The following is a 15,539-nucleotide window of genomic DNA, read 5'->3' as shown; positions in this document are numbered from 1 at the left end:
TGTTTCCCTTTTTTAGATTATCTTGCGTAACTTTCTGCTCTTAATTCTCTGATAACATTTACTTTGATTTCACCAGGATATTGTACCTTTTCTTCTATCTCTTTTGCAATCTCTGTAGCTAATAAAACTGCTTCATCATCATTTACAAGTTCAGCTTTAACGATAACTCTTACTTCACGTCCAGCGTTTATTGCATAAGCATTTAAAACACCAAGTTTACTTGTTGAAATATTTTCAACCTCTTCTACTCTTTTTAGGAAACTCTCAAGAACTTCTCTTCTAGCTCCTGGTCTTGCAGCACTTAAAGCATCAGCAGCACAAACAGAAGCTGATTCAACATTTATAGGCTCTTCATGTCCATGATGAGCATAAATTGCATTTATAACCGTATCACACTCATCATATCTTTTACAGATTTCAGCACCTAAATGTACATGACTTCCTGGTGCTTCGTGAGTTAAAGCTTTTCCAATATCATGTAATAGTCCAGCTCGTCTAGCTAAAATTGCATCTCCACCCATTTGTGCAGCTAATAATCCAGATAAGTGAGCAACTTCAAGTGTATGAGCTAATGCATTTTGACCATAACTTGCTCTATATCTTAATCTTCCAACAAGCTTAATAAGTTCTGGATGCATAGATTTTATTCCAAGCTCCATAATTACATCTTCACCCTCTTTTTGAATATTTTTATCAAATTCAGATTTTACTTTTTTGTAAATTTCTTCAATTCTTGCTGGTTGAATTCTTCCATCTTCAAGAAGTTCTTGAATTGTTTTTGTTGCAACTGCACGTCTGTATAAATTAAATGATGAAATAGTAATTGTATTTGGAGTATCATCAATAATAATATCAACTCCTAAAAGCATTTCAAGGGCTTTTATATTTCTTCCTTCTTTACCAATAATTTTACCTTTTGTCTCTTCATCACTTAAAGGAATATTATTGATTAGTCTTTCAGCTGCGAACTCTCCTGCATATCTTGTAACTGCTTGAGAAAGCATATTATTGATTTCATTTTTTGAATTTTGTTCAGCAAGTTTATATTTTTTTCTAAAAATAGATGAAATTTCAGCTCTTGAGTCCTCTTTTACTTTTTTAAGCATTAACTCTTTTGCTTCAATTTGTGTTAGACCAGATGCATTTTCTAAAATTTTAATTGCTTCTAAAGTCTTCTCTTCATAAGTTTTCTTTTGTTGTTCTAATCCCTCTTTTAAAGTAGTGATTTGTCTATTTTTTTCGACTATATCTTCTTTTTCAAGTTTTATAATTTTAAGTTCAGATTCTAAATGTTCGTTTAACTCTCTCTCTTTCTTTTCGATTTTTGAAAGCATGATTTCATAATCTCTTCTGGCATTTTTAAACTCTCTATCACACTCCATTTTTGCTTTTAATTGGGCATCTTTTAAAGCAACTTCCGCCTCATGTTCAATAACTTTTGCTTTTGCCTTTGCTTGTTCGATAAAAATTTGGAATTTTGCCTTATCCAATTTTTTAACAACAAATATACTAATTGTCGAGCTTAGAACTGCGACAACTGCTGTAAATATCATAAATTCCATATTCAAAACCTTAATTTGTAATTATATAATCAGCTTGAATATCGTAATTATCAGATAGAACTTCTTTGCTTTTGCAAAGTATTAATTGAGTAAAAATTATTGTAGGTTTGTAAGATAATCTATCAAAAAATCTATCATACATACCTTTTCCGTAACCTATTCTTTTATTTAAAGAATCTATTCCCACAACAGGAACAACTGCTACATCTATTTTATTTGGCTTTAAAAAAGAGTTGTTTGGCTCTAAAATATTAAATTTTTTCCTATTTAAAGGCAATCTATATTTAACTATTTTAAAACTATCAGCTTCCATAAATGGAACATAAACATTTATGTTTTTTTTCTTTCTTAAAGTCTTTATCAAAGGTCTAACATCTACTTCTATACCCAAAGGTATATACAATAAAATATTTTTTGATTCACTTTCTTTTATAAATTTTTCTAATTTTTTTACAATAATTTTGTTTTTATAATACTTCGAAAAAAGGCTAATAAATTCTAATTTCTTTATACACGATTTTCTAAAATCACCTTTGTGATTATTTTTCATATTTAAGCCTCACTTGGGTAAAATTTCTACCCAACAAATAATTTTACCCAAAGGACTTAAAATGCAGTTTAAAACTTTAGCATTTTTATCTATTTTATCTATTTTATTTTTCACGGGGTGCGATTCTAAAGATAAAAATGAGAATAATAATGAAACAAAAATTGAAAAAAGTGATAGAAAAACAGAATTTCAATTAAAAACTACCAATAATACGGTTGTTGATATAAAATTAGAAAATGATAAAATCATTTTAAAAGATTATCCAAACAAAATAGTTTTATTGAATTTTTTTGCAACTTGGTGTCCACCTTGTAAAGCTGAAATTCCAAATCTAATAAAACTTCAAGATGATTACAAAAACGATTTTGTGGTAATTTCAGTTTTACTTGAAGAGATGAAAACAAATGAAGAGATTGTAGATTTTATAAAAAGTTTCAATATTAATTATACTGTTACAAACTCTCCTGAGAATTTTGATTTAGCAAAAAGTTTAGGAGGAATAAAATCTATTCCAACAATGTTTTTAATTGATAAAAACTCAAAAATCTTCCAAAAATATGTAGGTTTAGTTCCAAGTGAAATGATGGAAATTGATATTAAAAAAGTATTAGAAAAATAAGGGTAAAAATGTTTAGTTTTTTTAAAAAGAAAAAAGAGGATGATATCCAACAAACAGAAGTTCAAGAAGAAAACTCTTTAGAAAAATCTGTTTTAGATGATGAAGCCTACGCAAATCCAGTAGAAATAAAAGATAAAGAGATTTCTTTATTAGAAGAACAAAAAGTAATAAAAGAGGAAGAAAAAAAAGGTTTCTTTTCAAGAGCCTTAGAAAAAACATTTGCAACTATAAAAACTGTAGTTCCACAAAAACAAGAAAAAATCTCTTTTGAAGATATTGAAGAACTTTTAATCGAAGCTGACGTTGAATATGAAATCATAGAAAAAGCTATGAATGGTCTTCCTGAAGAGATTACAAGAAAACAGTTACGTCATAGGCTTGTAATGCTTTTTGAACATGCACCAAAAGTTGATTTATCAAACTTACCAAAACCTTATGTAAGACTTATCATTGGAGTAAATGGAGCAGGAAAAACAACAACTATTGCAAAACTTGCTAATAAATCAAAAAAAGAGGGAAAATCAGTAATTTTAGGAGCTGGTGATACTTTTAGAGCAGCTGCAATTGAACAACTTTCAACTTGGGCAAATAAACTTGATGTTCCAATAATTAAAACAAAACAAGGTCATGATTCAAGTGCAGTTGCATTTGATACAATAAGTGCTGCAATTGCTAGAAATATTGATAATGTTATTATTGATACAGCAGGACGTTTACAAACACAAACAAACTTAAATAATGAATTAAAGAAAATTGTAAAAGTTTGTTCTAAAGCGATGCCTGATGCTCCACATCAAAAACTTATGATATTAGATGGAACTCAAGGTAATGCAGCAATTGCTCAAGCAAAAGCTTTCCATGAAATGATTGGAATTGATGGAATTATTGTAACAAAACTTGATGGAACAGCAAAAGGTGGAGCTTTATTTTCTATTTCAAACCAATTAGAACTTCCAATATTTTATGTGGGAATTGGTGAAAAACAAGATGATTTAGTTGAATTTTCACCTGATGAATTTGTTGATAGCTTACTTGATGAAATTTATACACCTGAAGAAAAATAGATAAGGAAAATATATTGAGAACAAAAACAAAAACTTTCTTTGAAGATTTATTAGTACTATGTGTACTAGGAGTTATTATTTATGCAGCTTATAGTTTCATCTTTAGTGAAGAGGAAGAGAATACATTTTCTGAAAATAAAAAAGTTATAGAAAAAAGTGTTGAAAATATAAACTTTTCAAAACAAGTAGATGAAATAAAAGAAGAGATAGAAAAAAAAGTTGAAGAGACTATTACTAATACTCAAAAAGAAGCTACTGTAATAGTTGAACAGACTTCAAATCAAGAGTCTGCAAATTCAGAACTTGTAGAAGAAAGAGTTGTAAATAAACCTGAAACGGAAATTGCAAAAATAGTTGAAGAAAAACCCGAAGAAAAAGCGGTTTTAAAAGAAGTAGAAAAAAAAGAGTTAACACCAGAAGTTCAAGAAAAACCTGTAGTTTCACAAACAATAGAAAAACAACCTGAACAAATAGATGATGAAAAAGCAAAAATTGAAACATTTTATCAAACAATCAGAGAAAAAATAAACTCAAATATTGATAAAACTAATCTAAAAACTGGTGAATATGTAAATATAAGATTAACAATTTTAAAAGATGGAAGATATGAACAATTAACTTTTATGGATGGAAATAAAGAGTATTTTGAATTAGTTAAACCTTCAATTTATAAAGCTTTTCCTGTTCAAATAGAAACATCTATGAAAAACAACTTTCCTAGATATTTTAGAATGAAAATAGAGTTCTAAAAAATTAAGTAAACCTAATTTTTTAGGTTTACTAACTTAAATCACTACTATAAAACTCAAATCTATTTTTACCATTTTGTTTTGCTTTATACATTGCTGTATCTGAATATTTTAATAAGCTTTGTAAATCTGTTGCGTCTTGTGGAAATTTTGATATACCTATACTACAACCAACATTTAAAGAGTGATTTTTTATTGTAATTGTTTTATTTATATTTTCTATAATTTTATTTGCAATTAGTTCGATAATTTTTTCATCATTTGAAAACTTGATAATAACAGCAAATTCATCACCACCAATTCTAAAAACACAATCTCTTTCTCGCAGAGTTGCTTTAAATATTTTTGCTACTTCTTTTAATAATAAATCACCAAAATCGTGTCCTAAATTATCATTTACCAATTTGAAACCATCTAAATCAATAAATAAAAGTGCAAAATTATTCTCTTTTTTTGCTCCAATAGAAATAAGTTCATTTACTTTTTTTTCTAAACTTCTTCTGTTTGGAAGTTGTGTTAAATTATCATGATAAGCTATAAATTCTACTTTTTCTTGTTGTCTTACATAATCTGTAACATTTAATTTAATAGCCAAATAGCCTGTTAACTTATCATCATTTATAATTGGTGTTATTGAAGCAGTTTCATAATAAATATCTCCAAATTTATTTACATTTATAAACTCACCTGACCACTTTTCTCCTCTATCAAGGATTTCATTCATCTGTTTATAAAATTCACTTGGTAATTTTCCTGATTTTAAAATATGTGGATTTTTTCCTAAAGCATCCTCTCTTTTATAACCTGTAACTTTTTCAAATGACTCATTTACATAAGTAATTTTTCTCTCTTTATCTGTCATAACAATAGAGTTATCACTATTTTCAACTGCATATTTAAAGGCGATTAACTCTTTTTTTATTTTTATAGATTTAATATAAGCAAAAATTGAGATAATCAAAAATATGATAGAGATTACAAATAATAAAAGAGCGATATTTTGCTGATTATTTATACTTTCTTCAAACTCTTCATGTAATTTATACTCAATTTGGTCTAATAAATTTTTTATATTTATTTCAATATAAGCCTCTCTTATACTATTTATTTTTAGTAAATCATTTATCGTTGAATTATATTTTTTGAAAAGAAATTTAAACTCTGAATTGTCATATTTTAAAGATAAAGAGAATAATTCATCTAAACTCTTTTCTATAACTTCTTTATCAACTTCTAAATTTATGAAAAGTTTGAACAATGTTGAAAGTGAATTATCAAGAAAAAGAATATCTTTTTCCTCATTAATATTTTGAGTTGTTTTAATATTTCTTATTAGTTCAGTAATATAATTAAAAGAACCAATAATTGCAGAATTATTTGATTTAAAACGCTCTATATAATCATGTTTATTTAACCATTTTGTATTTAATTCTTCAACTACTGGTTTTAATTTTATTCCAAACTCATCATAAAAATCTTTATTATCTATTTTTTTTAGTAACTCATATTTTTGATTGATTTTATTTACAATATCATCATAATTAATAAAAGTTGCATTATTTTGGATTAGAGCATTAAACTCACTATCTAATATTTTGACACTATTTATAGTAATCAAATAGTAGTTAAATTTTTTTATTTTTGAATTTATTTGAGTTAAATTATATATAAATAAAAAAAGTACAACTATAAACAAAAATAGAAAAATCAAACCTAAATCAATATATTTAGAAACTCTTTTTATAAATTTATTCATAGTTTTTTATTTCACCTGTTAAAGATTTTAAGAATAAGACTATTTTATTTACATCATCTTGACTTAAAGATTTTCCCAACTGATAATGTGCCATAAATTTTACAACTTCTTCTAAATTATCAATTCTTCCATCATGTAAATAAGGAGCAGTTAATTCTATATTTCTTAAAGTTGGAACTTTAAAATAGTATTTATCTAATTCGTTTTTAGTTACTTCAAATCTTCCTTTTGAATCACTTTGAAGTTGTGAGATAACTCCAAACTTAGCATATAAATTACCTCCAACATTTATTCCATGATGACAAGCTATACAACCTTGATTTTTAAAGAGTTCATACCCCTCTTTTGTCTCTTTTGAGATAACATTCTTTTCACCTCTTAAATATCTGTCAAAAGGAGCATTTGGAGTAATAAGAGTTTTTTCATATTCAGCTATTGCATCTGTTATATTAAAGGATGTAATTCCATCTTTATAGATTGAATTAAATTTATCTTTGTATTTTGTTTTTTCTAATTTTGTAATAAGTTCTTCAAAACTATGTCCCATTTCAATTGGATTTGTAATTGGTCCGAGTGCTTGTTCTTGAAGATTTTTTGCTCTTCCATTCCAAAATAAAACAAAATTAAAAGTTGAATTTAAAACAGTAGGAGCATTTATATTTCCTCTTTTATTATCTATTCCTAAAGAGAATTGTGAATTATCATCTCCACCTTGATTTAGTAAATGACAGCTATGACAAGAGATAGTATCATCTTTTGATAAGATAGTATCAAAAAATAATTCTTTTCCTAAATTGGCTTTTTTTGTATCAACCTTAACTTCCAAAGGAATAGGAGTTATAGGCTCTTTAGCCATAATAAATGATGAAATTAGAATAAAATAGATTATTTTTAACAAAGTTATTACCTAAAAAAGAATTAATAATTATAATATAATAACATTTAATTATTATAAAAGTTTATAATAATTCTGCAAATAAAAACTATTTTGTTTCAAATAATAACTTTTTAAAGGGATTTTCCCAACAACAATTATGATTCTCTTCAAAATATAAAAAATGAACTTTATCTTTATTCTTGAATTTTGAAAGATATGATAAAAAGACCTCTTTTGGAACAATTTTATCATTATTACCTATTAAATGATATTGTTTTGTATTTTCAAGCTTGTTTGTAAAATCAGCAGGATTTAAAGAGCCTTCTAATTTAGAAAGATTATACATAGAAGTCCATTTCTCAATATCCATATTTCCAGCAATTGTTACAAACATATCTATATCTTTTCTATTTGAAGCAAGAAGTGCAACAACAGCTCCACCACCTGAATGACCTATCAAAGTAAAACTTTTATTTTTATACTCTTTTTTTAAGTTATTTAAACTCTCATCAAAACTTTTGATAACTTCAGGACTAAATCTATGACTTGTCCAATATTTTTTATCACAAATATCTGAATTTATAAATTGGCAAGGACGTGCAAGATAAACTTTACATTCAGTTGTATCTTCATACATAAGTTTTAAAATAGTAGAATTTACAGGTGTTGGGTCTTTTGAAATAGTTCTTCTTGTAATCCAAGATAAACCATCACCTTCTACATAAACTCTTAGATTTTTATTTTTACAATTATTGTTTTGTTTTTGTAAAGAAAAAAGAGTAAAAGTAGAAGTTTCTATATCAACTTCTTGAAAATTATTCCCTGAAGCTGTTTGTAAAACACTACTTTTTCTCTCTAAAGGTGTTGGAATATTATTTAAACATCCACTTAAAATAAAAATTATAAATAGTATGTTTAAATATTTCATTTTTTATTTTGATAATAACTCTATCTCTTTTGTTAAAGCTTTTCTTTTAGCAAGATTTATTAAAGCATCTTTTGCCTCTTCAAATGTTGCAATTTTTTCTGGAATATATTTTTCTATATATAAAATTTGAGTTCCAACATCTTTTAGATTTACTTTTACAATTTCTCCCTCTTTTTTACCTTTTAAAGCCTCTTTTATTTGAGGATTTAATTTATTTTCATCAACTAAAGGAGTTAAACCATTATTTTGTTTTGAAGCTACATCGTTTGAAACTGAACGAACATATTTGATAAATGACTCTTTTTTATCTTGTTTATTTTTTATTTCATTTAACATTTCAATAATTCTATCTGCATTTTTTTCATAAGAAACTAGAATATTTCTTAATTCATATTTACCAACTGTTCTTGGTTTTTCTGTTTTATATAACTCATTTAATTCAGCTTCACTTGGTTTATAACTTTGCATAAATTTATTTGACCAAATTTCTATTATGGCTAAATTTTTAGCAACTTCAACATCTGTATCATTTTTCATTACAGTTGCTTCTAAAGTTTTTGATAATCTTTTTATTTTTTGATACTCTTTTTGTAAAGATTCTTGTGATTTGGGATTTTGTTTTTCATAATTTACATGATATTTTATAGCAGTATATGAAGCTATTTCATCTGCATATAAATTCATACTTAAAAAAGTTGCCAATATACAAAAAGATATTTTTCTAACCATTTTTTATCCTCAATTAAATATTTTAAAAACTAATTCCAAATGTTACACTTCCAGAATATCCTTGAAATTTACCATCTTTACTTCTATCATAATCCATATCAAATATTACACTTGTTGAATCAGAAATTTTTGTTTCAAGTCCTAATCCAACGTTATACATTGTTTTATTTAACTCACTAACAGGTGTAACAAACTCTTTTCCACCACCAATATATTGTGCTTTTATATCTGCACTATTATCTCCAAATGAGTTATAAGCACTAACAGATAATTGAGGAATAATTAAAGTTTCTTCCAATTCTATATTTGAAGTAAGTTTTGCTCCAAGTTCAACTGTACCACGATTTAGTTTTAAACTATCAACTTTTAAAGCATCATTTTGATATGCTGTTCCTTTTTCAGTATAACCTTTTTGATTTAGTAAACTATATTCTAAAGAAGCAAACGGAGTTAATGATACACCATCATTAACAGGAATTGTATAACCAGTTTCAACTTTTGCAGAGATTTGTTCAGCATCAACACTTGAAGTTAATTTACCAGAATTTGCAGTTCTTGTTCCATCTGTTTTATGTTTTGCATAAGATAAATAAGTATCAACATAAGCATTTTCATATGCTAAAGATGAATAAATAGTCCCTTGAATACTTGTTGTATCTGAACTATCTGATGCAGCATTTTCTTGATTTGTTTTTGTTGTAGAATAAGCAAGTGCTGCTCCAAAAATTGTTCCATCTCCTGAAATTTTATCCATACCACCTACAAAACCATAAGTTGAAGTATCAAATCCATAATACTCATCAACTTGATCTTGTGTCGCTTTTCCAGCCATTCCTTTTAACCAAAATGAGGTATCAAAACTATAATAATCTCCAGATGATAATCCTGTTCTATATAAAGTTGGAGTAAAATTATTCATTTCCCCTGTTCTAATATCAGATAATCTTCCTTTTATAGTAGTCATTGCTAAATTTGATGCTGTAATTGATGTTTGCATATTTGAACTGTTTGCAATAGGAGCAAGTTTTCTTTGTGTTTCAATCATCTCTTGTTTTTTAGCTTCACTTAAAACTGTTCCACCTTCTAAATACTCTAATTCATTGATAATTTGAGCTAATGCCCCTGCTCTATCAACTCCATTTGCATAATCTGCAAGTGCTTGAGAAGCTGCATTTGAATAATCTTCTCCTATTTCAGATTTTTCAATATATAAATCTTCTGGATTAAATGAACCATTATTTGTTCTATCAGCAACTAAAACTAAATTATTATCTTTTAATATAACCTTACTATCTATAATACTGTTATCTGATACTTTTCCATTAGCTTCAGTTCCTTCTGTATATGTTCCCGTTGAACTATTTGCATCAATTAAACTATATTCATATTTACCTGCTAAAGTTCCGTTATAATCTATATGAACTTTTATATCATCTTGAATATTTAAACTATTTGCATCAATACTTCCTGATGTATCATTTGCAACAGCTTGTCCAGCTATTAAATCAGAGGTATCAATTTCAAATTTAAGTGTAGAGTTTGAAGCTAAAACTATTTCATCTTCAACTGTAATATCATTATTATTAACATCTAAAACCGAATTACTACTTAAATTTAAGTTTCCATAGAACGTCATATCTGATGTTAAATTTGCAGTTGTTTTATTTGAGCTATTTCCTATAGTTATATCATTTGCATAAATATCTTTATTTATATTTTGAGTATATGAATTTGAAGCTGTACCAACTGTTCCAAAATTCACCTCTTTTAATCTAAATAAATCTTCTCCGATATCTGTATATAGAGTTGTTGTACCTTCAAAGTTTATAGTTCCTTGTCCATTATTAGCAGTTGTAATTGCAAGAGGAGTAGATGAAACTATTATAGATTTTGTATTTGCAACATTTACTGTTCCATCATTTTCAAAAACTAAATCCCCATATAAATTACCTTCAAAATTTACAACTCCATCTTCACTAACATGAAAAGTACTCTCTTTTACATAAACATCATTTTTAAAGGTAACTGTTTCTGCTGTAACTCCTGCATAAATACTTTCAAATGTAGAGTTTCCAGCTGTATTTCCACCTAAAACTCCATATATAGTTGAAGTTCCATTAAATGTAAGTATCGCATTATTTGCATTTGCAAATTGAATTCCTGATGTTCCAGTTGTTAAGTTTACATCATCTCCAATTTCAAGAGTTCCTGCAAATGAGTCAAAATCAACTGTTCCTTTCATTCCTTCTACATTAGAACCATTATCTCCATTTAAAATTACTGTTCCATTATCTGTATATTTTAAATTTGTTGCATAAACCATACCATCAAAAGTTACTGTTTCACCACTAACACCAGCCGTTATACTTTCTAAATTATTAGTGCTAGTTCCTACATCTCCTGATACAGTAGAACTACCTTGGAATACTACATTTCCTGTATTTGATGTCATTGTTGCAATAATTAGACTATCACTTGTATCAGTATTTGTTACATTTGTATTATCAGCTAATGTCAAAGTTGCATTATTATATAAATTTATAATATCTGCAAAAATTTCTCTTCTTGCTAATAAACCATTTGAAGTTACTGTACCACTTCCATCTTTATCTTGTTCATCATTTGTATTTACATTTAATTCATTTATACCTAAACCTGAACTTCCAATAATACCATCAATTACACCATCACCTTTATAATTTAATATTCCTGTATTATTTGCTAAAGTTTGTACAGAACCAAGAAGTCCCCCTCCTGAATCTAAAATTCCTTTTCCATCAGCTATATTTATTATTGCATCTATTCCTGAGAAGTTGATATTCCCAGTTAAATTTCCATCTAAATTTGCAGTTCCATCACTTTCAAACACTATATTAGAAACATAAACATCATTTCCAAAAGTTACAACTTCTCCTGATGAACCTTGTAATGTTATCTCTTTTAATAAAGCTCCACTCGTTCCTATTTGTCCAGACACATTTGAAGTTCCTTCAAATGTTAAAGTTCCTTCATTATTTGTAGTTGTAGTTACTGGTGCATTTAGGTTAGAATTATCAGCTAATATTACTTCTCCATCACCTAAAATATTCAAATTATTACTATTTATTGAAGAATTAAAAGTAACAGTTTTACCAGTATTTGCTACATTAATTTGTTCTAATTTTTCAGTATTTGTTCCTATTGTTCCATTTACAGTTGAATTACCTAAGAAAGTTAAAACTCCTTGTCCATTTTGTGCAGTTTTTATAGTTGAAGTTATATTTGAACCATCTGATAAAATTAAAGTTGAACTACTTGTCCCATTATCTAAAACAGTATTTGTTGCATAAACATTACCAGTAATTGTTGTTGTTGAATAATTAGCTGTTCCACTTTCACCAATATTTAAAGTATTTATTAAAGAACCTGCTGTTCCAATATCTCCAGTAAATGCCTGTGATTTACCACTAACATCTCCAACAAAAGTTACGACTCCTTCTGTAGTTGATAAAGCAACAATATCAGTTGAGACATCAGATACAAATTTTATCTCACCTGCTCCAATATTTGTAGTTGTTGCATAAACATCACTACTAAACGTTGAACTTGATCCATTCGCTCCTGCGTTTATCTCTTTTAGTAATGCTCCACTTGATCCTACACTTCCACTTACTGTTGAACTTCCATTTAACGTCAATGTTCCTGTATTTGTTGTTGCTGTTGTTATTGCTGAGTTTACATCACTCCCATTTGCTAATACTACTGTTCCATCTGCGTTATATCTTATTGCTGTCCCTGTATAATCCCCATTTAGATTTACTGTTCCAGTCCCCTCTACATCTAAGTTTGTTGCGTAAACATCACTACTAAACGTTGAACTTGATCCATTCGCTCCTGCGTTTATCTCTTTTAGTAATGCTCCACTTGATCCTACACTTCCACTTACTGTTGAACTTCCATTTAACGTCAATGTTCCTGTATTTGTTGTTGCTGTTGTTATTGCTGAGTTTACATCACTCCCATTTGCTAATACTACTGTTCCATCTGCGTTATATCTTATTGCTGTCCCTGTATAATCTCCATTTAGATTTACTGTTCCAGTCCCCTCTACATCTAAGTTTGTTGCATAAACATCACTACTAAACGTTGAACTTGATCCATTCGCTCCTGCGTTTATCTCTTTTAGTAATGCTCCACTTGCTCCTACACTTCCACTTACTGTTGAACTTCCATTTAACGTCAATGTTCCTGTATTTGTTGTTGCTGTTGTTATTGCTGAGTTTACATCACTCCCATTTGCTAATACTACTGTTCCATCTGCGTTATATCTTATTGCTGTCCCTGTATAATCTCCATTTAGATTTACTGTTCCAGTCCCCTCTACATCTAAGTTTGTTGCATAAACATCACTACTAAACGTTGAACTTGATCCATTCGCTCCTGCGTTTATCTCTTTTAGTAATGCTCCACTTGATCCTACACTTCCACTTACTGTTGAACTTCCATTTAACGTCAATGTTCCTGTATTTGTTGTTGCTGTTGTTATTGCTGAGTTTACATCACTCCCATTTGCTAATACTACTGTTCCATCTGCGTTATATCTTATTGCTGTCCCTGTATAATCTCCATTTAGATTTACTGTTCCAGTCCCCTCTACATCTAAGTTTGTTGCATAAACATCACTACTAAACGTTGAACTTGATCCATTCACTCCTGCGTTTATCTCTTTTAGTAATGCTCCACTTGATCCTACACTTCCACTTACTGTTGAACTTCCATTTAACGTCAATGTTCCTGTATTTGTTGTTGCTGTTGTTATTGCTGAGTTTACATCACTCCCATTTGCTAATACTACTGTTCCATCTGCGTTATATCTTATTGCTGTCCCTGTATAATCCCCATTTAGATTTACTGTTCCAGTCCCCTCTACATCTAAGTTTGTTGCGTAAACATCACTACTAAACGTTGAACTTGATCCATTCGCTCCTGCGTTTATCTCTTTTAGTAATGCTCCACTTGCTCCTACACTTCCACTTACTGTTGAACTTCCATTTAACGTCAATGTTCCTGTATTTGTTGTTGCTGTTGTTATTGCTGAGTTTACATCACTCCCATTTGCTAATACTACTGTTCCATCTGCGTTATATCTTATTGCTGTCCCTGTATAATCCCCATTTAGATTTACTGTTCCAGTCCCCTCTACATCTAAGTTTGTTGCGTAAACATCACTACTAAACGTTGAACTTGATCCATTCGCTCCTGCGTTTATCTCTTTTAGTAATGCTCCACTTGATCCTACACTTCCACTTACTGTTGAACTTCCATTTAACGTCAATGTTCCTGTATTTGTTGTTGCTGTTGTTATTGCTGAGTTTACATCACTCCCATTTGCTAATACTACTGTTCCATCTGCGTTATATCTTATTGCTGTCCCTGTATAATCCCCATTTAGATTTACTGTTCCAGTCCCCTCTACATCTAAGTTTGTTGCGTAAACATCACTACTAAACGTTGAACTTGATCCATTCGCTCCTGCGTTTATCTCTTTTAGTAATGCTCCACTTGATCCTACACTTCCACTTACTGTTGAACTTCCATCTAAAGTAATTATTCCCATGTTTGCATCTGCAGTTGTAATAGTTGATGTAATATTACTTCCATCAGCTAAAACTAATGTTGAACTATTTGTTGTTCCATTATTATTTAAAACTGTACTATTTGCATAAACATCACCATAAATTACAGTTCTTGAATAATTTGAATCAATAGTATCACTTCCAATATTTAAAATACCTATATCAGAAGAAGTTGAAGTCCCTATATTTCCAGTAATTATTTGTTCTTTTCCTGTTCCATTACCAACAATAGTTACAGTACCTAAATTATCTCCACCTGATGTGATATTACCTGTAAAATCTTCATTAAGTAAAACTTCTCCATCTACTGAAAAATTCATAGCATCTGTTGTTCCAGCTGTTAAATCAACATCTGAATTAAAAATAATAGTATTTGTTGTATCAACAGAAATAGAACCAGCATCAACTGTTCCTGTAAAAGTTACACTATCATTTAGTTTAATATTTCCATCATCAATATTAGTTGTTCCATAAACTGTATTTGAACCACTGAATACAATATTTGCAACATAGGCATCACTTGAGGATGTATAGCCTGTTGTACTATCTACATAATAATAAGTTGAAGTCTCTTTAACTATATTATTAACTGTTGAACCAGAAGTTAAAGTAACTGTAAAGTCTGTATCTGGATTAAGAGATTGATAAAATGCTCTATCATTATTAGTTGCAGTTCCACCACCACCATCAATATATGTTCCATCAGCAATTAAATTAGTACCTGTTCCCGTTGTTCCATCACTTGCAACTGAAACACTATTAGTTCCAAAAACTTCAAAATCTGAAACACCTGTATAAGATTGTGCTACTCTATCAGGTCTAAAAATTATATTTTCTGTTGTTGATATTTGATTATAAGTACCCGTATTTGTACCAGTATTGCTTCTTGCAGTTGCTGTTACATCAGGAGTAGTAAAAGTTGTACCTGTAGTCCATTCATTATCAAAAAATGTTTCAGCATGAGCAGATTGATTTAAAATTAATGAACTAACTACTAAAGAGATAGATAATGATAATCCAATCTTTCCACCTTTTAGAATACGAAATTTAGCATTAACAACTCTAAATGATTTCATTTATTAGAGTTCTC

10 protein-coding genes are annotated in these 15,539 nt (G+C 28.7%); 3 read left to right on the top strand and 7 right to left on the bottom strand.

What is annotated here, in order from left to right:
- Window positions 1-17: 17 nt before the first annotated feature.
- Complete coding sequence (rny, locus tag AELL_RS05185) at window positions 18-1,562, bottom strand: ribonuclease Y (RefSeq protein ID WP_118916923.1); 1,545 nt, start codon at window positions 1,560-1,562, stop codon at window positions 18-20.
- A 10-nt stretch (window positions 1,563-1,572) separates the two neighbouring features.
- The gene (locus AELL_RS05180) at window positions 1,573-2,112 is read right to left on the bottom strand and encodes a 5-formyltetrahydrofolate cyclo-ligase (protein ID WP_118916922.1); all 540 of its coding nucleotides are present in this window, start codon (window positions 2,110-2,112) and stop codon (window positions 1,573-1,575) included.
- A 61-nt stretch (window positions 2,113-2,173) separates the two neighbouring features.
- Between AELL_RS05180 and AELL_RS05175 the strand changes: the two genes are divergently transcribed.
- From AELL_RS05175 to AELL_RS05165, 3 genes are read left to right on the top strand one after another with little or no spacing between them, the layout of a single operon-like run.
- Complete coding sequence (locus tag AELL_RS05175; RefSeq protein WP_118916921.1) at window positions 2,174-2,731, top strand: TlpA family protein disulfide reductase; 558 nt, start codon at window positions 2,174-2,176, stop codon at window positions 2,729-2,731.
- Between the two features lie 8 nt (window positions 2,732-2,739).
- Window positions 2,740-3,795: a signal recognition particle-docking protein FtsY gene (gene ftsY, locus AELL_RS05170; RefSeq protein ID WP_118916920.1), complete on the top strand. Its 1,056-nt coding sequence runs from the start codon at window positions 2,740-2,742 to the stop codon at window positions 3,793-3,795.
- A gap of 14 nt (window positions 3,796-3,809) precedes the next feature.
- On the top strand, window positions 3,810-4,544 hold the full coding sequence (locus tag AELL_RS05165; RefSeq protein WP_118916919.1) for a hypothetical protein: 735 nt from the start codon (window positions 3,810-3,812) through the stop codon (window positions 4,542-4,544).
- Between the two features lie 31 nt (window positions 4,545-4,575).
- Here the strand turns inward: AELL_RS05165 and AELL_RS05160 are convergent, their stop codons facing one another.
- From AELL_RS05160 to AELL_RS05140, 5 genes are all read right to left on the bottom strand, one after another.
- Window positions 4,576-6,300, bottom strand: a complete 1,725-nt coding sequence (locus AELL_RS05160) for a diguanylate cyclase domain-containing protein (RefSeq protein WP_118916918.1) — start codon at window positions 6,298-6,300, stop codon at window positions 4,576-4,578.
- On the bottom strand, window positions 6,293-7,156 hold the full coding sequence (locus AELL_RS05155) for a cytochrome-c peroxidase (RefSeq protein ID WP_429698172.1): 864 nt from the start codon (window positions 7,154-7,156) through the stop codon (window positions 6,293-6,295). Before AELL_RS05155 ends, AELL_RS05160 begins: the two co-directional genes overlap by 8 nt.
- Window positions 7,157-7,283: 127 nt before the next feature.
- Complete coding sequence (locus AELL_RS05150; protein WP_118916917.1) at window positions 7,284-8,105, bottom strand: alpha/beta fold hydrolase; 822 nt, start codon at window positions 8,103-8,105, stop codon at window positions 7,284-7,286.
- Window positions 8,106-8,108: 3 nt separating this feature from the next.
- Window positions 8,109-8,834 (bottom strand): peptidylprolyl isomerase, encoded by a 726-nt coding sequence (locus AELL_RS05145; protein ID WP_118916916.1) that lies wholly within the window; start codon window positions 8,832-8,834, stop codon window positions 8,109-8,111.
- A 22-nt stretch (window positions 8,835-8,856) separates the two neighbouring features.
- On the bottom strand, window positions 8,857-15,525 hold the full coding sequence (locus tag AELL_RS05140; RefSeq protein WP_118916915.1) for an autotransporter domain-containing protein: 6,669 nt from the start codon (window positions 15,523-15,525) through the stop codon (window positions 8,857-8,859).
- Window positions 15,526-15,539: the final 14 nt, after the last annotated feature.

This window comes from Arcobacter ellisii, from assembly GCF_003544915.1.
GTDB lineage: Bacteria > Campylobacterota > Campylobacteria > Campylobacterales > Arcobacteraceae > Aliarcobacter > Aliarcobacter ellisii.
The sequence above is the reverse complement of the archived record's forward strand: the minus strand, read 5'-3'. Positions and strand labels throughout refer to the sequence as shown.